The 18848-nt window shown below is 62.6% G+C and carries 18 protein-coding genes and 1 pseudogene; 11 read left to right on the plus strand and 8 right to left on the minus strand.

Going from position 1 to position 18848, the window contains the following annotated elements; translation table 11 throughout:
- Positions 1–1437 (minus strand): acyl-CoA dehydrogenase family protein (locus tag ACEW8Q_RS00620; protein ID WP_373502113.1); only part of this gene is annotated, 1437 nt, incomplete at its 3' end.
- Positions 1438–1677: 240 nt separating this feature from the next.
- On the opposite strand from ACEW8Q_RS00620, the gene ACEW8Q_RS00625 reads away from it, so the two are divergent.
- Positions 1678–3171: a glycoside hydrolase family 25 protein gene (locus ACEW8Q_RS00625; RefSeq protein ID WP_373502114.1), complete on the plus strand. Its 1494-nt coding sequence runs from the start codon at positions 1678–1680 to the stop codon at positions 3169–3171.
- Here the strand turns inward: ACEW8Q_RS00625 and purD are convergent, their stop codons facing one another.
- Positions 3172–4449 carry a phosphoribosylamine--glycine ligase gene (gene purD, locus ACEW8Q_RS00630; RefSeq protein ID WP_373502115.1) on the minus strand — a complete coding sequence of 426 codons (1278 nt, stop codon included), beginning with the start codon at positions 4447–4449 and terminating at the stop codon, positions 3172–3174. It lies immediately after the preceding gene.
- A gap of 84 nt (positions 4450–4533) precedes the next feature.
- Between purD and xseA the strand changes: the two genes are divergently transcribed.
- Positions 4534–5931 carry an exodeoxyribonuclease VII large subunit gene (xseA, locus tag ACEW8Q_RS00635; RefSeq protein WP_373502116.1) on the plus strand — a complete coding sequence of 466 codons (1398 nt, stop codon included), beginning with the start codon at positions 4534–4536 and terminating at the stop codon, positions 5929–5931.
- Between the two features lie 9 nt (positions 5932–5940).
- Here xseA and ACEW8Q_RS00640 read toward each other — a convergent pair whose 3' ends face one another.
- Entirely contained in the window at positions 5941–6513 is a 573-nt protein-coding gene (locus ACEW8Q_RS00640) for a DUF2199 domain-containing protein (RefSeq protein ID WP_373502117.1), read from the minus strand.
- Positions 6514–6515: 2 nt separating this feature from the next.
- The gene (locus tag ACEW8Q_RS00645) at positions 6516–7745 is read right to left on the minus strand and encodes an aminopeptidase (RefSeq protein ID WP_373502118.1); all 1230 of its coding nucleotides are present in this window, start codon (positions 7743–7745) and stop codon (positions 6516–6518) included.
- Between the two features lie 83 nt (positions 7746–7828).
- On the opposite strand from ACEW8Q_RS00645, the gene ACEW8Q_RS00650 reads away from it, so the two are divergent.
- Positions 7829–8047, plus strand: a complete 219-nt coding sequence (locus tag ACEW8Q_RS00650; protein ID WP_373502119.1) for a DUF2093 domain-containing protein — start codon at positions 7829–7831, stop codon at positions 8045–8047.
- Here the strand turns inward: ACEW8Q_RS00650 and ACEW8Q_RS00655 are convergent.
- Entirely contained in the window at positions 8040–8222 is a 183-nt protein-coding gene (locus ACEW8Q_RS00655; RefSeq protein WP_373502120.1) for a hypothetical protein, read from the minus strand. The genes ACEW8Q_RS00650 and ACEW8Q_RS00655 overlap by 8 nt on opposite strands.
- A gap of 236 nt (positions 8223–8458) precedes the next feature.
- Here ACEW8Q_RS00655 and ACEW8Q_RS00660 point away from each other — a divergent pair, with 236 nt between their 5' ends.
- Positions 8459–9856 (plus strand): class II 3-deoxy-7-phosphoheptulonate synthase, encoded by a 1398-nt coding sequence (locus ACEW8Q_RS00660; RefSeq protein ID WP_373502121.1) that lies wholly within the window; start codon positions 8459–8461, stop codon positions 9854–9856.
- 24 nt (positions 9857–9880) lie between these two features.
- On the opposite strand, the gene ACEW8Q_RS00665 is transcribed toward ACEW8Q_RS00660, so the two are convergent.
- Positions 9881–10906 carry an alpha/beta hydrolase family protein gene (locus ACEW8Q_RS00665; RefSeq protein WP_373502122.1) on the minus strand — a complete coding sequence of 342 codons (1026 nt, stop codon included), beginning with the start codon at positions 10904–10906 and terminating at the stop codon, positions 9881–9883.
- A 128-nt stretch (positions 10907–11034) separates the two neighbouring features.
- On the opposite strand from ACEW8Q_RS00665, the gene ACEW8Q_RS00670 reads away from it, so the two are divergent.
- Both ACEW8Q_RS00670 and ACEW8Q_RS00675 read left to right on the plus strand, forming a co-directional pair.
- Positions 11035–12102, plus strand: a complete 1068-nt coding sequence (locus ACEW8Q_RS00670; protein ID WP_373502123.1) for a helix-turn-helix domain-containing protein — start codon at positions 11035–11037, stop codon at positions 12100–12102.
- Complete coding sequence (locus tag ACEW8Q_RS00675) at positions 12099–12788, plus strand: glutathione S-transferase N-terminal domain-containing protein (protein ID WP_373502124.1); 690 nt, start codon at positions 12099–12101, stop codon at positions 12786–12788. The genes ACEW8Q_RS00670 and ACEW8Q_RS00675 overlap by 4 nt, the downstream gene beginning before the upstream one ends.
- A gap of 19 nt (positions 12789–12807) precedes the next feature.
- Here the strand turns inward: ACEW8Q_RS00675 and ACEW8Q_RS00680 are convergent, their stop codons facing one another.
- Together ACEW8Q_RS00680 and ACEW8Q_RS00685 are read right to left on the minus strand one after the other, a co-directional pair.
- Entirely contained in the window at positions 12808–13710 is a 903-nt protein-coding gene (locus tag ACEW8Q_RS00680; protein ID WP_373502125.1) for a DMT family transporter, read from the minus strand.
- An 81-nt stretch (positions 13711–13791) separates the two neighbouring features.
- Positions 13792–14559, minus strand: coding sequence for a DMT family transporter (locus tag ACEW8Q_RS00685; protein ID WP_373502126.1), 768 nt, complete (start codon positions 14557–14559; stop codon positions 13792–13794).
- Positions 14560–14806: 247 nt separating this feature from the next.
- On the opposite strand from ACEW8Q_RS00685, the pseudogene cysS reads away from it, so the two are divergent.
- The 5 genes and pseudogenes from cysS to ACEW8Q_RS00710 all read left to right on the plus strand — a co-directional run.
- Positions 14807–16195 (plus strand): annotated as a pseudogene (gene cysS, locus ACEW8Q_RS00690) (cysteine--tRNA ligase); the annotation flags it as partial.
- A gap of 113 nt (positions 16196–16308) precedes the next feature.
- Positions 16309–16443 (plus strand): hypothetical protein, encoded by a 135-nt coding sequence (locus tag ACEW8Q_RS00695; RefSeq protein WP_373502127.1) that lies wholly within the window; start codon positions 16309–16311, stop codon positions 16441–16443.
- A 137-nt stretch (positions 16444–16580) separates the two neighbouring features.
- Positions 16581–17003: an endonuclease domain-containing protein gene (locus ACEW8Q_RS00700; RefSeq protein ID WP_373502128.1), complete on the plus strand. Its 423-nt coding sequence runs from the start codon at positions 16581–16583 to the stop codon at positions 17001–17003.
- Complete coding sequence (gene cimA, locus ACEW8Q_RS00705) at positions 16993–18576, plus strand: citramalate synthase (protein WP_373502129.1); 1584 nt, start codon at positions 16993–16995, stop codon at positions 18574–18576. The genes ACEW8Q_RS00700 and cimA overlap by 11 nt, the downstream gene beginning before the upstream one ends.
- A 93-nt stretch (positions 18577–18669) precedes the next feature.
- Positions 18670–18848, plus strand: a 179-nt coding sequence (locus ACEW8Q_RS00710; protein ID WP_373502130.1) for a calcium-binding protein, incomplete at its 3' end; no start/stop codon positions are given.

An 18848-nucleotide genomic window follows, 5' to 3' on the forward strand; every position in this document is an offset into this window, starting at 1 on the left:
GCGCGCGACCTGCGCATCGCCGCGCAGTTCGGCGATCAGGCCGTGGACCTGCTGCCCGCCGCCCAGCGGCAGCTTGCGCTGCACCAGGTCAATCGCCTGGATGCCGTTGGTGCCTTCATAGATTGGTGCGATGCGCGCATCCCGCAGATAGCAGGCGGCACCGGTCTCCTCGATGAAGCCCATGCCGCCATGCACCTGCACGCCCATGGAGGCGACATCGACGCCAATGTCCGTCGAGAAGGCCTTGGCAACGGGCGTCAGCAGGCCTGCGCGGTCACGCCAATGGGCGGCGTTGTCCACGCCGGAGCGGCCCATGTCGATGGCATGGGCGCAGGAATAGCAGATGGCGCGGGCAGCCTGCGTCAGCGCCTTCATGGTGAGAAGCGTGCGGCGGATATCGGCATGGTGGATGATGGGGGCCATGCCCTCGCCGTCAAAACCTGCGGCCTTGCCCTGGCGGCGATCTTGCGCATAGGCCAGCGCATGCTGGGTGGCGGCTTCGGCCACGGCGACGCCCTGGATGCCGACATTGAGGCGGGCATTGTTCATCATGGTGAACATGCAGGCGAGACCCCGGTTCTCCTCGCCGATCAGCCAGCCGATGGCGCCGGGCGCATCACCCGCCTTGCCGTCGCCGAAGATCATGGTGCAGGTGGGCGAGCCGTGGATGCCGAGCTTGTGCTCGATGGAATGGCAGAAGGCATCATTGCGCGCGCCGAGGCTGCCATCGGCATTGACGAGGAATTTCGGCACGAGGAAGAGCGAGATGCCGCGCGTGCCGGCCGGAGCATCGGGCAGGCGCGCCAGCACCAGATGGCAGATGTTGTCGGCGGCATCATGCTCGCCCCAGGTGATGAAGATCTTCTGGCCGAAGATGCGGTAGGTGCCATCGCCGGCCGGCTCGGCGCGCGCCTTCAGCGCATTGAGGTCGGAGCCTGCCTGCGGCTCGGTCAGGTTCATCGTGCCGGTCCATTCGCCGGCGACCAGCTTTTCGAGGAAGGTTTCCTTCAGATAGTCCGAGCCGTGGGCCTCGACCGCCTCGATGGCACCCATGGTGAGCATGGGTCCGAGCGCAAAGCCCATGGAAGCCGAATTCCACATTTCCTGCGTGGCGGCATTGAGCGAAAGCGGCAAGCCCTGCCCGCCGAACTCCTCCGGCCCGGAAATGGCGTTCCAGCCACCGGCGGCCCAGCGGCGGTAGAGATCGGCCCAGCCTGAGGGCAGCGTCACCACGCCATCCTTGGCGGTGCAGCCCTGCGTATCGCCCACCTTGTAGAGCGGGGCGATTTCGTCGGAGGCGAATTTTCCGGCCTCTTCGAGAATGGCGTCGAGCAGGTCTTCCGACAGGTCGCCGAGCTGGCCTGCCTCCATGGCCGGGCCGACACCGGCCACATGCTTGAGCGTGAAAGCAATGTCACGAACGGGGCTGCGATACATTCTCGGTTCTCCTCCAGACCAGTCTTCATGGTTTCAGCATTGAAGCACCTAGTCCAGCGCCCTGCTGTTTTCCAGTTTACAATTGAGCCGAATTTCATCGCGCCACCTGCGCCTGCCCTGCAATGGCCGCGCCACCGCCCCATTGAGGGCCATTGATTGCCCCAAAGGCCCGATAGCGGATTTCAATCAAGCATTAACCATGATCATCCACACTCCGCCGATGGAGAGCCAGGGGGCCTGATGCCGGGATTGAGACGCCGACTGTTCGGATTGCTGGCCGCCGCCATGGTGGCAACGCCTGCCTTGGCGTCCGATTTTTCACGGCCATGGCAGCGCCCGGATACCGCGCTTGTCATCGATGCCTATGAATACAACGCCATCGACTGGAACGAACTGGTCACTGACAAGCGGATCACCGGCTTCATCAACAAGGCTTCAGACGGCCTGCCGCCCGCCTACAAATGTTCCGGCACCGAGACCGAGACGCGGCTCTGCAAGGCCTTGTGGAAGCGCTTTGCGGTGGCCAAGGAGCTTTACCACACACGGCGCATGATGGCGAAGGCGCTGGGGCTTTCCTGGGGCGCCTATCATCTGGCACGGCCCGGCAACCCGATCGACCAGGCCAATCATTTCATCGATTTTGCCGATCCGAAGCCAGACGAGCTGATCGCCATCGACATCGAGGACAATACTTCCGACTGGATGAGCCTGGAGGATGCGGAGATTTTCGTCGGCCACATTCACAAGCGGCTTGGCCGCTGGCCGGTGCTCTACACCAATGGCAACACGTCGAAGTTCATTGCCGACAACCGCGCGCGCTATCCGCTGCTGTCGAGGCTGAACCTCTGGTATGCGCGCTACAAGCCGGAAATCGGCGAGCATTTCCCGAAGGGCAACTGGACCAGCTATGCGCTCTGGCAATTTGCCACGCAGGTCAATTGCTCGCGCCGCGCCTGCCCCTATCGCCCGCCCGGCACGCCTGCAGACATTGACTTGAACGTGGCAGCGATGACGCCAGCGGAACTGAAGCGCGCTTGGCCCTTCTCCGGGCTGGTGGAAGAAATCGCGCCGCCGGTGCCCGAAGTGCTTGTCGCATCCGCCGGTGGCGAGCCGGTGGTGAGCGCAGGCGAAATTGCCTTGCCGGTGCTGCGCTCGGATGCCGGCTTTGTCGCGCCGCGCCTGGTGATGGCGCAAAGCTGGCTGGCCCCCGTGAAGGACCGGCTGGAGATTTCCTTTGGCCTGCGTGCAGAGAAAACCGAAGCGGTTGCGGAACCGGTTGCAGAGGCCGAGGCACCGGTACTGGCTGCCGTTCTGGCGCCCGAGCCGCTGCCGTCTTCGCTTGTCAAAGCCTATGCGGCAGGCGGCAATGCCTGGCCGAAGGGGCGCGGCGAGACTGCGCTGGCCATGCTTGACAGGCTGGCAACGGGATCGGTGGCAAAGCCACGCGCCGACGCAAAGGCGCTGCGCTTTGCCCCGAAAGGCCCGCCAGTTGTCATCAGGAAGTCAGAAGTAAGCCCGCCTGCCGCTCAGATGGCAGCTGTTGTGGACTTGCCTGTCGCGGAGAACGAAGGATCGCGCAAGTCCGGCCTGGAAGTGCGCCTTGCAATGATCCCGGCGCTTGGCTTTGGCGAAATCGATCTCGATGATTTCCCGGATGAAGTGCTTCTGACGGAAGACAGCGGGAGTGAACAGCTTGCCGCTGCCGAACCGGATGCGCTGCCCTTCGCGCCCTGATCAGGCCGTTGCCTCTTCGCGCGCCACCGCGCGCCAGCCGATGTCGGAGCGGCAGAAGCCGTCTGCCCAGTCGATCAAGCCGATGGCCGCATAGGCGCGTTCGCGGGCTTCGGACACGGTTTTTCCAGTGGCAGTGACATTCAGCACGCGCCCGCCATTGCCGATGATCGCGCCGTCCTTTTGCGCGGTTCCGGCATGGAAGACCTTCACGCCTGCCAGCGCGTCCGCCTTTTCGATGCCGGAGATCACCCCGCCCCTGGCGGGCGTACCGGGATAGCCCTTTCCAGCCAGCACGACGGTGAGCGCCACCTCGTCCTTCCAGTCCGGCGTGATGCCGGACAGGTCGCCATCGGCAGCGGCCTTCAGCGCGGGCAGCAGGTCGCTCTTCAACCGGGTCATCAGCACCTGGCACTCCGGATCGCCAAAGCGGACATTGTATTCGATCAGCTTGGGGCCTTGAGCCGTGATCATCAGCCCGGCAAACAGCACGCCCGAAAAAGGCGCGCCGATCTCCGCCATGCCCTTCATGGTGGGTTCGATAATGGTGCGCATGACGTCAGCCACCATCGCCTCGTCCATCACGGGCGCCGGCGCATAGGCGCCCATGCCGCCGGTGTTGGGGCCGGTGTCGCCATCGCCCACGCGCTTGTGGTCCTGCGCGGTGGCGAGCGGCAGCGCGTTCCTGCCATCGGTGAGCACGAAGAAGCTCGCCTCCTCGCCTTCGAGGAACTCCTCGATCACGCATTCGCCTGCGCCGAACTTGCCCGAGAATATGTCAGTGACCGCCTCGCGTGCCGTCTCCATGTCCATGGCGACGGTGACGCCCTTTCCGGCTGCCAGCCCATCCGCCTTGATGACGATGGGAGCGCCATGGGCGTCGAGATAGACCAGCGCAGACGCCTCGTCCGTAAAGCGCCCGTAGGCGGCGGTCGGAATGCCGTAGCGGGCGCAGATGTCCTTGGTGAAACCCTTGGAGCCTTCCAGCTGGGCCGCAAATTTCGTCGGCCCGAAGATCTTGAGTCCGGCGGCAAGGCAATCGTCCGCCAGCCCCGCCACCAGCGGCGCCTCCGGTCCCACTACGACAAGGCCGATATCCTCGGCCTTGCAGAAGGCGATGATGGCGGCATGGTCCGTCACTTTCAGGTCGATGGCGCGGGCAATCTGGTCGATTCCGGGGTTTCCCGGCGCGACGAAGAGCTTGTCGCACAGCGGGCTGTTGGCAATGGCCCAGGCCAGCGCGTGCTCGCGGCCGCCTGAACCGATGAGGAGAATGTTCATGGGGTTAAGACCTCTCGGGCGCAATCCTTGCTTTCGCCCGCCTTCTCGCATTTGATGGCGCGGAATCAAAGCGCGGATTTCTTCATGCCCACCATCTGGGACCACGATCCCGAAACCGGCGAGATCATCGAGCAGCCGAAGTCCAACGCGGGCGAATATTCGGTCAGCGAGATCGCGCATGCCCTGAAGCGTACCCTTGAGGACACCTTCGGCCACGTGCGGGTGAGGGGCGAGATTTCTGGATTCCGGGGGCCGCATTCCTCGGGCCATTGCTACTTCGCGATCAAGGACGAGGGCGCCAAGATCGACGCGGTCATCTGGCGCGGCAGTTTCGGGCGGCTGCGCTCGAAACTGCAGGTAGGCCTGGAAGTGATCGCCACCGGCAAGATCACCTCCTATCCGCAGAAATCAGCCTACCAGATCGTCATCGAGAACATCGAGCCCGCCGGCGTCGGCGCGCTGATGGCGTTGCTGGAAGAACGCAAGAAGATGCTCGCCGCCGAAGGCCTCTTCGATGCGGATCGCAAGAAGCCCATTCCCTATCTGCCGCGCGTCATCGGCGTGGTGACGTCTCCCACGGGCGCCGTCATCCGCGATATCCTGCATCGCCTGAACGACCGTTTCCCGCGCGAGGTGCTGGTCTGGCCAGTCCGCGTGCAGGGCGAAACCTGCGCGGCGGAGGTAGCGGCCGCCATCCAGGGCTTTAACTCCATGGTGCGCAAGCCCGACGTGATCATCGTGGCGCGCGGCGGTGGATCGTTGGAAGACCTCTGGGGCTTTAACGAGGAAATCGTGGTGAGGGCCACGGCGGCCAGCCTCATCCCGGTAATTTCAGCCGTGGGCCACGAGACCGACACGACGCTGATCGACTTCGCGTCCGACCTGCGCGCGCCGACCCCGACAGCCGCTGCAGAGAAAGCCGTGCCGGTGCGGGCGGACCTTTTGGCCGACATCGCCTCGAAACATGCGCGGCTGCGTGGCGGCGTGCGGCGGCTGATGGATGAGAGGAACACGCGCGTGAAGTCATCCGCGCGCGCCCTGCCGCGTCCGGATGAACTGCTGGCCCTGGCACGCCAGCGGTTTGATTCCGCCTCGGGCCGTCTGGAGCAGGCACTGAAAGCCAACACCCGCGAGCATGGCGCAAGGCTTGCCCGCATTGCGCCCAGGCTTTCGCTCGCGCCCTTGAAGGCGGTCATTGCCAATGAGCGGAAATCGCTCGACCTCTCAGGCCTGCGTGCCGCGCGCGCCCTCACGCGGCTGGTGGAGTTCCGCCGCCAGCGTTTCGAAAGCGTGGCGAAGCTGGCCGAGTCGCTGTCCTACAAGTCAGCGCTGCGCCGTGGCTATGCGCTGGTGAGAAACGACAAGGGCCAGCCTATTCACGCTGCTTCCGCCGTGAAGCCAGGCCGAGCGCTCACCATCGAATTCGCCGATGGTGAGGTGAAGGTTAGGGAAGATAGCCCAAAGCAGGGGCGGCTGTTCTGATCCATTCGCCTAGTCGAATGCATGCCCTCTGCTGGCGTAGATTTCGAATAGCTCATCCAAGGTCAATCCCTGATGCTTTGCAACGGCAAGTGGATGATCCACTATGTCGAGTTCGATCAATGGGCGCGTGTTTCCGCTCTGAGGCTTCACCTGACACTGCAGTTTGAGAGTGTCCGGGTATCCATCAATCCTGTTTGAAAACCAACCGAACCAAGGTCCAAAGCCTCCTTGCTCATTGCTGGAGAAGCTCTCGAAGTAAATCTTGAAATTGGCTTTAGAGAGTGATGCCCATACGCCGTAACCGAAACACCCTCCAGCTATCCCGCGAAGCGGAAGTTCCAGAATGCAGCGAATGAAGAAATGCTCGCCATTGATCACACAGAAGTCGCTTGTCAGAAAATTATTGAAGTCGTGGACGTCTTTGAGTTTAGCATGCGTTGGATCACCCTCCCAATAATACGGTGCTGCATACCCGATGTCGAATATGCCTTGATGAACCTGTCCGCATGACGCGCACACTGTGCCGCCGCGCAGCAGATTGATCCATCTGGGATCATCTTCGGGATTGTCGTTCGGTTCCATATTCAGACTGCCCACTCGCCCTTGCGCATCAGGAGTTCCGCGGAGCCGTCGGCGTGGATGCCCTCGACGTCGAGTTCGCCCGAGCCGATCATCCAGTCGACATGGACAAGGCTCGAGTTGGCGCCGAGTGCGCTCAGTTCTTCCTTCGACCGCTTCGAGGCGTCGCGGATGTTCTCGGTATAGGACTGCCCGACCGCAATGTGGCTGGCAGCATTCTCGTCAAACAGCGTGTTGTTGAAGATGATGCCCGATTTCGAGATGGGCGAGGAATGCGGAACGAGCGCCACTTCGCCGAGGCGGGCGGCACCTTCATCCGTCGAGATCAGGCTGCGGAAGGCGTCCTCGCCCTTGGCCGCCGTCATCTCGACGATCTTGCCGCGCTCGAAGCGCACCTTGATGCCGTCGATCAGCGAGCCCTGGTAGGAGAGCGGCTTCGAGGAACAGACCGTGCCGTCCACCATGTCCTTGTGGGGCGCGGTGAAGACTTCCTCGGTCGGGATATTGGCATTGCAGATCACGCCATTGCGTGCGCGGCCAGCACCGCCCTTCCACACATGGTCTTCCGCAAGTCCCAGCATCAGGTCGGTGCCGGGGCCTGAGTATTTCAGCGCGCGGTAACGGCGCTCGTTGAGGAAGGCGGTGCGGCGGGCGAGATTGGCGGAATGCTCTTCCCAGGCTTTCACCGGGTCCGGCAGGTCGGCCCGCGTGCAGGCGAATATGGCGTCCCACAGCTTCGCGACGGCTTCCGCCTCGGGCAATCCCGGAAACACCGACTTCGCCCAGGCGGGCGTTGCGGCGGCAATGACGCACCAGTTGATGGCAAAGCCAGTGATGAGTTCAAGTGCGGGACGGTAGGCGAGCGAGCGGGCCTTGTTGGCGCGTGACAGTTTCTGCGGGTCCTGTCCGGCAAGCAGCGACGGGTCTTCGCCCGCGATGGCCAGCCGCGCGGCACCGCCCTTGAACGCTTCCGCCATGCCGTTGAACAGCCATGCGGGTGCGGTGTCGAAGGCATCGTCCGGCGCGAAATTGTAGCGGGCAAGCGAGGTCACGTCGTCGGCATAAATCGTGGTGACGAGGGAAGCACCGGCCTTGTAGGCATGTTCGGTAATGCGGCGAACCAGCGGCACGGCGTCGAGTGGTGCCGAAATGAGCAGTTGCTGGCCGTGCTGAATGTTCAGGCCGGAATGGACCGTCAGGTTGGCATAAGCGTCGAGAAGTTTTTCATGTGTCATGGGGCAATTCTATACGGGATTGGCAGGACAGCGTCCAATCCAAGTGTCTTCTATTTCATTCCCGGAAGGTCTATTTGAAGGCCATGAATTTTCTGAACCAGACCCTTCCGCAGCGCCGCGAGGCGAAGATTCGTTATCTCGATGCCGACTTCCAGGTGATCCTGGAGGGCGAATATGTGCGCTGCGGGGCGACCGGGGATCCCATCAGCTTGGACAACCTGCGCTATTGGGACGTTTCTCGGCAACTGGCGTTCAAATCCGCCGGCGTGGCCTTTGGCGAGTACCTGAAAAGCCTCAGCTGAGACGGCTGATGAAGGACTGGATGTCGCGCTGGAACAGAATCAGGCAGTTTGCCAGCAAGAGAAGGCCCTGAACCTGCATGGCCGTCGATTCACGCATCTTGTGCGGGGTCTTGGCGCGGCGGATGACATAGAGGATGAAGAACAGCGTATTGATCGCAAGGATGCGGAACATCATCGGGGGGTCCCCCGATGACAGGAAATCGAAGGCCTGATCCCACCTTGCCTTTTGAAAGAGTTCCAGCATGTCCTGCGAGCCGCGTACCTCGTAAATCTCCGACAGGATTGCAGGTGGAGGTTAACCATTCATTGATCGAGGCGTCTGGGCTGGAATCAATTTCACAGTCCGTGTATAGGACCGCCTCCCATGTTAACAAAAGGTGAGGGGCTCAAGCCCCGGTCGGAGTAAAGACGATGGCGACGAACTGGACACCTGACAGCTGGCGGCATTTCCCGGTCGTGCAGGTGCCGGAGTATGACGACAAGGCGAAGCTGCAGTCTGTCGAAGGGCAATTGTCGGGATTCCCGCCGCTGGTCTTCGCGGGCGAGGCCCGCAAGCTGAAGCGCAAGCTCGCCCGCGTGGCCGAGGGAAAATGCTTCCTTCTGCAGGGCGGCGATTGTGCCGAAAGCTTTGCCGAGCACTCCGCCGACAACATTCGCGACTTCTTCCGCGTCTTCCTCCAGATGTCGGTGGTCCTGACCTTCGCGGGCGGCCAGCCCGTGGTGAAGGTCGGCCGCATTGCCGGGCAATTCGCCAAGCCGCGCTCCTCGCCGACCGAAGTGATCGACGGCGTTGAACTCCCGATCTATCGCGGCGACATCGTCAACGGCGCCGACGCCACGCTCGAGGCCCGCCGTCCGGATCCGGAACGCCAGATCATGGCCTACCGGCAGTCGGCCGCCACCCTCAACCTGCTGCGCGCCTTTGCGCAGGGCGGTTATGCGAACCTCGAGCATGTCCACAAGTGGACGCTCGACTTCCTCAAGGATTCGCCGGCCTATGAGCGCTATCAGGAGATTTCGGACCGGATCACCGAGGCGGTGGGCTTCATGCGCGCCTGCGGCATCAATGCCGACACGGCTCCGCAGCTCCGCACCACCGATTTCTTCACCAGCCATGAGGCGCTGCTTCTGGGCTATGAGCAGGCGCTGACCCGCGTCGACTCGACCTCTGGCGACTGGTACGCCACGTCTGGCCACATGCTGTGGATCGGTGACCGCACCCGCCAGCCGGATCATGCCCATGTAGAGTTCATGCGCGGTGTGAAGAACCCGATCGGCCTCAAGTGCGGCCCGTCGCTGAAGCCTGACGAACTCATCCGCCTCATTGACACGCTGAACCCCGAAAATGAGCCGGGACGCCTCACGCTGATCGCGCGCTTCGGCGCCGACAAGGTGGAAAAGCACTTGCCCGACCTGATCCGCGCGGTGAAGCGCGAGGGCAAGGTCGTGGTCTGGTCCTGCGATCCGATGCACGGCAACACGGTGAAGTCGACGAGCGGCTACAAGACGAGGCCTTTCGAGTCGGTCTTGAGCGAAGTGCGCCGCTTCATGGGCGTGCATCAGGCCGAAGGCACCCATGCGGGCGGTATCCATGTCGAGATGACCGGCAAGGACGTGACCGAATGCACCGGCGGCCTGCGCGCGCTGCGCGACGAGGACCTGAACGACCGCTACCATACCTTCTGCGACCCGCGTCTCAACGCGGCCCAGGCGCTGGAGCTGTCGTTCCTCGTCGCCGAGGAAATCAAGAAGGAAATGGCGTCGCGCCCGAAGCATGACGACGACGACATGGTGGAAGCGGCGGAGTAATCTCCGCCGCCCCAATTGGCTTTCTTACTTCAGGCCGAAGTGACCAGCGATCAGCGCGATGATCTCGTCATGGACGGCCTGGCGGTTTCCACCCGCCGGGTCGGTACAGACGGGATCATCCTTTTCCCCGGCCAGCAGGGCCTCGCCTTCGGGCTTGCAGAGGGGCATGGCGGTGAAATGATTGGCCGGCGCCAGCAACTTGACCTTCGCATCCGGCACGAGTGCCTCGAAACCTGAGCCTTCCGAGCTGGTGTCGGTCGCATATAGCCTGTCTTCGCCCGTGCCGAGGCCGATCAGCAGCAGCTTGTACTGGTCGACGCCGCGGACATCCTCCCTGGAGAGTTCCCAGGTGAGGCCTGGATCGATCGCGGCCACGGCGCGGATGCGCTCGTCCTTGTAGCTGGCCGTCCACATGGTGCGGTCGAGCTTTGCGAGATCGAAGCCGAATGTCTTCAGGTCGGTGCAGGTATGCGAACGCTCGCCTGCGGCGGCGCAATAGGCCACGCTGCCTTCCGGCTTGCCGGTGACGCCAGCAAGGGACAGTACTGTCCAGCCGCCAAAGGAAAATCCGGCCGCGTAGATGCGGGACGGGTCGACTGCGGCAGAAAGCGCCTCGTCGGCCAGAACGTGATCCAGCGCCACCTTCAGGTCTTGCGCGCGGGTCCAGTGATCGAACATCTTGTCGGGGCGCCGGTCGCGGAAATTCCCGTTCGGATGGTTGACCGCGACGACCACGGCCCCCTGCGACACGAGGCCGGTGGCAAGCCAGTTGAGGCTCAGGAAGCTGCCGCCCATGCCATGCGACAGCAGCACGACCGGGTGCTTTCCGGCCCGCGGCCTGGCTCCTTCGCGGACAAGCCCGCCCTTGAACACCGGGTTCTCGGCGAAGAGTACCTCCGTTCCGCCTTCAGCGGGATACCAGACCGCAAGATCCATCTTGCGGCCATGGTGGGGAGCGGCAATCTCTTGGGCGATGAGGCCCGGCGCCTCCTCTGCCAAGGCGGCATGTACGGGAGCCAGGAGTGCGAGTGCAAACAGGAAGCGTTTCATGGAAGGTCCTTTCATGGAGTTGCCGGACCCTTGAGCCATGCCGGCCTGCGAAAAACGTCCTCAAACCGGATTGAGGTCGCGCCAAACCGGATCGAGGAGGTTAAACAGGTCTCCAGTCCGAGAAGAGAATGATGCCGGTCCTCCCCATCCCCATGATCATCGCCCTGCTGTTGCTGGGGTTTCTGATTCACCGCCTTGTCACCCGCGAGACCCATGCCACCTTGCTGGCGCTGATCGCGGCCTGCGCGCTCCAAAGCGCCATCATCGCGCTCGTGCAGTACTATGGGTTCACGGCCATCAGGCCGCTGCAACCGATCCTCGCGACCCTTATCCCGCCCATTGCCTGGTTTGCCTTTGCGCGGGCTTCGGGCGGCGAGGGGCAATCACACACACTCGCCTGGCACGGTATTGCACCGGCGCTGGCGGTGGTGTTCCTGCTGACTAGCCCGATGCTCCTCGACGTGCTGATCCCGCTGTCGTTCGCAGGCTATGGCGCGGCCATGCTGCTGCGCTTGTGGCAGGGCGAGGACAGCTTGCCGCACAGCCGCCTGCAGGGCGGCGCCACGCCGCTTCTGGCCTGGCGCATCATTGCGGTCTCGCTGATTGCCTCCGCCGGTTGCGACGTGCTGATCGCCTACAATCTGGCGATGGGCCAGAATGCCGTACTTCATTGGGTGCCGAGCCTCGTCTCGTCGCTGTCGCTGCTCAGCCTTGGGGCGCTTGGCCTGTCGCATGCCATCGAGAGCCAGCGCGATGATCCAGCCGACGATGTCAGCCCGTCTCAGGCCGATCTCGACCGCGATCAGGCCATCATCGCAAGGCTCGATGACTATGTTGCTGCGCAGAGGCCCTTCGTGGACCCTGACCTGACACTCGCCCGTCTCGCCCGAAAGCTCACGGTTCCGGCAAAGCAGCTCTCCGCCGCCATCAACCGGATCAAGGGCGAGAATGTCTCGCGCTACATCAACCGGCAGCGCATCGAGGACGCCTGCCGCATTTTGCTGGAAGGGCAATCGGTGACCAACGCCATGCTCGATAGCGGCTTCAACACCAAGTCGAACTTCAACCGCGAGTTCCTGCGGGTGAAGGGGGCGAGCCCCAGCAAATGGTTGCAGGATCAGAAATCGCTCTTGAAGAGCCCGAAGGAGGCTCCTAAATCTGTAATCCTGTCAATTACAGAAAGCCGCTTCAAATGATCGATTTATATCACTGGCCCACGCCCAACGGGCACAAGATCACGATCTTTCTGGAAGAGGCAGGCTTGGCCTATCGCATCCACCCCGTCGACATCGGCAAGGGCGCGCAGTTCAAGCCGGAGTTTCTGGCGATCTCGCCCAACAACCGCATTCCGGCGATCGTCGACAACGCGCCAGCCGACGGTGGCAAGCCCGTATCACTCTTCGAGTCGGGCGCCATCCTTCTCTATCTCGCCGAGAAGACCGGATTGTTCCTGCCGAAGGACCTGCGCGGCCGTGCCGAGGTACTGCAGTGGCTGTTCTGGCAGGTGGGCGGCCTTGGCCCCATGGCCGGGCAGAACGGGCACTTCAACATCTATGCGCCCGAGAAGATTCCCTATGCCATCGACCGCTATGTGAAGGAAACCAACCGTCTCTATGGCGTGCTCGACAAGCGCCTTGCGGACCGGGAGTTTCTCGCCGGGGACTATTCGATTGCCGACATGGCGGCCTACCCGTGGATCGTGCCGCATGAGCGCCATGGCCAGATCCTTGCCGATTTCCCGCACCTGTTACGCTGGTTCAAGGCCATCGGCGCGAGACCGGCGGTCAGAAAGGTCTATGCGGCCGTCGAACCCTCATATTCGAAGCCCATCACGGATGAGGAGCGCCGCGTACTGTTCGGTCAGACGGCGGCGGCCATCTGAGTCAATCCGCTGCGGCGTGCTATGGTGCTCCCACGAAGACCTCGGTGGCCGCGGTCTGCGGCCGCCGGAACTCGGCCAGGATGTGGCCGAAGAGTGCGGCCATGACGATGCCGCCTCCGATGAGAGTCTGGATGGATGGCGTCTCGCCGAGGAAGAGAAACACCCAGAACGGCGTGAATGGCACTTCGAGTGCTGCCAGCAAAGTCGCCTCCGCTGCGGGAATGCGCTTCGACCCGAATGTATAGAGTGCCAGCCCTGCCGCATTCTGGAGCACGCCGAACAGGGCAATGAGCACGAGGTCGGGTGCTGAAACCGAAAGCGGTGCCGCCAGCCAGAGGACAGCAGCCGAACAGATCCAGCCCGAGGCGGCCATGGCGGGCAGCATCGGCACATCGCGGTGCATGCGCATCACGGTTGTCAGGCCCGCCATCGACAGCGACATCAGCACGGCGAGGAACTGCCCGTACAGGCTGCCGCCCATCCCCGCGCCCCACAGCATGACGGCCACGCCCGCGAAAGCCACGATGCTGGCGATGATGGTCGACCGCGTCGGGCGCTCACGGATGGCGAACCACGCCAGCGCCGCCGTCACGAAGGGCACCGTCGCATAGATGCCCATGGCATCGGCGGCAGTCGTGTTTCTCAAAGCCCCGATGCCGGTGATCATGCCAGCGGCTGAGAGCAGCGCCACGGCAAGGGTGGGCCAGCGCAGCGACATGAGCACACTGATCGTGCGCCGCCCCTCGATCGCCGCGAACAGCAGGAAGATGGCGCTGCCGGAGAAGATGCCGCGCCAGAACAGCATGGTGAAGAGATCGGCCGTGATGTTGCGCACGAACAGGCCGGAGGAGGACCAGGCCAATGCGGCGGCGGCCACCAGCAACAGGCCTACGCGGTGATTGCGGTGTTCGGCGGCGGTCATGTGCTGCGGGCTTTCAGGAGATTGATGGTGTTGGCGGCGAGGATCATCACGGCTCCGGCGACCGACCACATGTCGATCCCCCTAGGAATAGAGAAGCCAGCCGGCGAACGCGGTGAGCGGCAGGCGGAGGAAATCCATCGGCATCACCACGGTCGCATCCGCCAGCGAGATCGCCTTCGACAGGCAATAATGCGAGACCGTGCCGGTGGTGGCGATGACGGCGATCCACTTCCAGCTTTCAACCGGCGGCCATGTCCATGTCAGGTAGGCGGGGATGGCGCCCATGACGGACTGCATGGCGAACATCATGAAGATGACGGTCAGTGCCGTGTCCCGCCTGGTGATGAACTTGGTGAGGGTGACCGAGCAGGCAAACAGGACGGCGGCGGCGAGCGCCACCAGATGCCCCGGATTGAGGGTGAGGCCGGGCTTCACGATCATGATGACCCCGGCGAAGCCGATGACCAGCGCGGCGATCTTGTAGCCATACATCCGCTCGGCCAGGAAGGCCGTTGCGAGGATGGCGATCCACAGCGGCATGGTGAACTCGATGGCGATCACTTCCGCCAGCGGAATCAGGAACAGGGCCGAGAACCACGCATATTGCCCGGCATAGTGGATGGTGTTGCGGAGCAGGTGGACCTTCAACTGCGACACTCGCTGGACGAGGCCGCCATTCATCATCACAATGGGCGTGAGGATCAGGGTGGCGATGACGCTGCGGAACAGCATCATCTCGAAGATTGAGACGACCTTGCCCAGTTCGCGGCCGGCAATGGTCATGGCCAAGGTGGCCGTCAGCCAGCCCGCCATCCACAGTCCTGCCTGTCCCACGTTCTGCTGCGGCACGATTGATTTGCCCGTTTCCGGTTCCTTAGCTTGGGCACCGCCTGCGCCGATAGGCCGGAAACGGCATGGCAACCCTGCTTTGCTCCAAACCCTTGACGGAAACGGCGGCCTGACGCATGGTGCGCCCGAAATGACCGCAATCCGCCCCATCGCCGCCATTTGCGGCATTATTTGCAGCTAGCTCACATCCGCTGGCAGGGCGCCGCTTGACCTAAATCCAAGACAAAGCGTTCCCGGGCCGGCAAGCCTGAGGACCGACATGACGCTTCGCCTGTACAATACCCTGACCCGCACCAAGGAGCCGTTCGAGCCGATCGACCGGAACAACGTGCGCATGTATGTCTGCGGGCCCACGGTCTATGACTTCGCCCACATCGGCAACGCCCGGCCCGTCATCGTCTTCGACGTGCTCTACAGATTGCTGAAACACCTTTACCCCGGAGCGGGTAAGGCAAGTGATGGCTCACGAGTTGAGTACGTCCGCAACATCACTGACGTCGACGACAAGATCAACGCTCGCGCGTTGAGGGACTTTCCGGACCTGCCCCTCAACGAGGCCATCCGCAGGGTGACGGAGAAGACCGCGAACCAGTTCTTCGCCGACGCGAAGGCGCTGGGCTGCCTCGAACCCACCGAGCAGCCGCGCGCCACGGACAACATCAGGCAGATGATCGAAATGATCGAGGCGCTGATCGCCCGCGGCCACGCCTATGTGGCGGAAGGCGAGGTGCTGTTCAGCGTGCCCTCGATGCCGGACTATGGCGCGCTCTCGCAGCGCAATTTGGATGACCAGCAGGCGGGAGCCCGCATCGCGGTCGAGGCCCACAAGAGGAACCCCGCGGACTTCGTGCTGTGGAAGCTTTCATCACCTGAAGAACCGGGCTGGGACAGCCCATGGGGCAGGGGCCGCCCCGGCTGGCACATCGAATGCTCGGCCATGAGCAAGCGTTATCTGGGCGAGGTCTTCGACATCCACGGCGGCGGACTCGATCTCATATTCCCCCACCACGAAAACGAAATCGCCCAATCCCGCTGCGCCCACGGCACACAAGTGATGGCGAATGTCTGGATGCACAATGGCTTCCTGCAGGTGGAAGGACAGAAGATGTCCAAGAGCCTGGGGAATTTTGTGACTATCCGAGAGGTTCTTGAGTGGTCACGTCCTGATGTTCCGGTTTCTGATCCGAGCTACAAACCCGCAATGGAATTACTTGAGGCCAGGCATGGCGCGGCGGCACGCCTCTTGATGCTTCGCACCCACTACCGTCAGCCGATTGATTGGACAAGAACTGCCTTTCAAGAGGCGAAACTGAAGCTTGCGTCATGGAGGAAGGCCGTTCTCGGCGTTGATCTAACAGAGCTTCCTCCTGTTCCTTCTTCCGTTATCAATCCACTCTGTGATGACTTGAACACTCATCTTACACTGACAGCAGTTGATGACCTTGCCAAGCAAGCGATGTCACAAACTGATCCTCATGACGCCGCGAGCAATTTGGCTGCAAGCATGGAGTTCCTCGGATTTTCAAGTGAGCTCTCTCACTTGAGAAACAAAGGCTCCTCTTCGACGCCTGTCGAACTTGCCATCCTCGGTCTTAACAAGACAGACGTGGATGCCCTCGTCACCGCCCGCCTCGAAGCCCGCAAGGCGAAGAATTGGGCAGAGAGCGACCGCATCCGCGATGAACTTGCCGCGATGGGCATTGCCATCAAGGACAACAAGGACGGCACCACCAGTTGGGACGTGAAGAGATGACCGAGCCCGAGAAGAAATCCTGGCACGACAGCCTGCCTTTCCCGAAACGCTGGCTGGGCTACATCGCGCTCAAGATTATCGTGCTGGCGCTGGGTATTTACATCGTTCTCCATTGGAACGGATTGCTGTGACAGGCAACCGCTCATCCGGCGCTGCGCGCCACCTTCTCCCGCAAGGGGAGAAGGAAGGGACAGCAGCTCCTTCCTGTCTGCCGCAAGGGGAGAAGGGCGAGACGGCGCTGCCTTCCCCTCTCCCCTTGCGGGAGAGGGTGGCCGCGCAGCGGCCGGGTGAGGGGCCGCCGAAGGCGTTCGCACGCCACCTCCGCAAAGCCATGACGGAACCTGAGCGCAAGCTGTGGGCCATGCTGAAGGGCCGCCGCTTCGAGAGCTTCAAGTTTCGCCGCCAGGTTCCGCTCGGCCGGTACGTGGTGGACTTCGTGTGTTTCGAAATGCGCCTGATCGTCGAGGCCGATGGTGGGCAGCATTCCGAATCCGCGCATGACGAAACGCGTGACGCGTGGCTGGTTTCACAGGGCTTCCGTGTCCTGAGGTTTTGGAACAGCGATATTCATCAGGCGCTCGATGCTGTGATGATGACAATTCTGGACGCATTGAGGGAAGGCCCCTCATCCGGCGCTTCGCGCCACCTTCTCCCGCAAGGGGAGAAGGGAAAGGACTTACATGACTCGTGAACGCATCTACCTGTTCGACACCACGCTGCGCGATGGGCAGCAGACGCCGGGGGTCGACTTTTCGCTGGAAGACAAGCTCGTGGTGATGGGCCTGCTCGACCAGCTGGGCGTCGACTACATCGAGGGCGGTTATCCCGGTGGAAACCCGACCGACACGGCGCTGTTCTCCACTGAACGGGCCTCGAAAGCCACCTTCACCGCCTTCGGCATGACCAAGCGAGCGGGCCGTTCGGTGTCGAACGATGCAGGGCTCCAGCAAGTGCTGAACGCCAGGGCCAAGGCCGCCTGCTTCGTGGCGAAGTCATGGGACTATCATGTGAAGACGGCGCTGGGCTGCACCAATGAGGAAAACCTCGAGTCGATCCGCCAGACAGTCGAGGCTGCAAGGGACGCGGGGAAAGAAGTGCTCATCGACTGCGAGCATTTCTTCGACGGCTACAAGGCGAACCCGGCCTATGCGCTGGCCTGCGCGGAAGAAGCCTACAAGGCCGGCGCGCGCTGGGTGGTGCTGTGCGACACCAATGGCGGAACGCTTCCCGCCGAAGTGTCCGGGATCGTCAGTACAGTGACGAAATCGGTGCCGGGTACTCATCTCGGCATTCACGCGCATAATGATACCGAGCAGGCGGTGGCCAATTCACTGGCTGCGGTCGATGCCGGCGTGCGGCAGATCCAGGGCACGCTCAATGGAATCGGCGAGCGCTGCGGCAATGCCAATCTCGTCTCGCTCATCGGCACGCTGGCGCTGAAACCCTATTACACGGCGCGCTTCGAGACGGGCATCGACGCCGAGCGCCTCACCGAGCTGACCCCGGTCGCGCGCGCTTTCGACGAGTTGCTGAACCGCTCACCCAACAAGCAGGCGCCCTATGTGGGGAAAAGCGCCTTTGCCACCAAGGCCGGCATCCACGCCTCCGCCATCATGAAGGAGCCGGAGACATATGAGCATGTGCGGCCCGAGGTGGTGGGCAACCGCCGTCATCTTCTGGTGTCGGGACAGGCCGGAAAGTCCAACCTCATGGCCGAACTGCAGCGCATCGGCATTGCAGTCGCCAAGGACGATACCCGGCTCGACGCGTTGCTGCGCGACGTGAAGCAGCGCGAGTCGCAAGGCTATGCCTATGATGGCGCCGACGCCTCTTTCGAGCTGCTCGCGCGCCGGGCGCTGGGTACGGTGCCGAAGTATTTCGACGTCCTCTCCTTCCGCGTCATCGTGGAGGAACGCGACAAGGAAATGGTGTCGGAAGCCGTGGTCAAGGTGAAGGTGGACGATAACATCTATCTCAACGCGGGCGAGGGCAACGGCCCGGTGAACGCATTGGACGTGGCGCTCCGCAAGGATCTCGGCAAGTATCAGGGCTTCATCGACGACATGGAACTCGTGGACTTCAAGGTCCGTATCCTCAACGGCGGCACGGGGGCGACGACCCGCGTACTGATCGAGAGCCGCGACGGCAAGGGTAACCGCTGGTTCACGGTCGGCGTATCGCCCAACATCGTCGATGCCTCCTTCCAGGCCCTGTCGGACTCGATCACCTACAAGCTGGTGCGGGAGGGGGTTTCCGCAACCTGACATTTCGCTGACACAGGCCGTCACGGCGCTGTAAGCGGCACTTTGCCATTGTCATCCTCGCGATTGACGCAAAACAGCGAAGAGGAAACGACCATGGGACTGCCCCGCATCAAGGGAACTGACAACAGCGAAACCATCAACGGCACCGCATCTTCCGAAGAGATCCGCGGCGAGCGCGGTGATGACATCATCAACGGGCTTGCCGGCGACGACCGCCTGCGCGGCGGCAAGGGCAACGACACCGTCGATGGCGGCGACGGCAATGACCGCGT

It is taken from the genome of Aestuariivirga sp. (assembly GCF_041738905.1).
GTDB lineage: Bacteria > Pseudomonadota > Alphaproteobacteria > Rhizobiales > Aestuariivirgaceae > Aestuariivirga.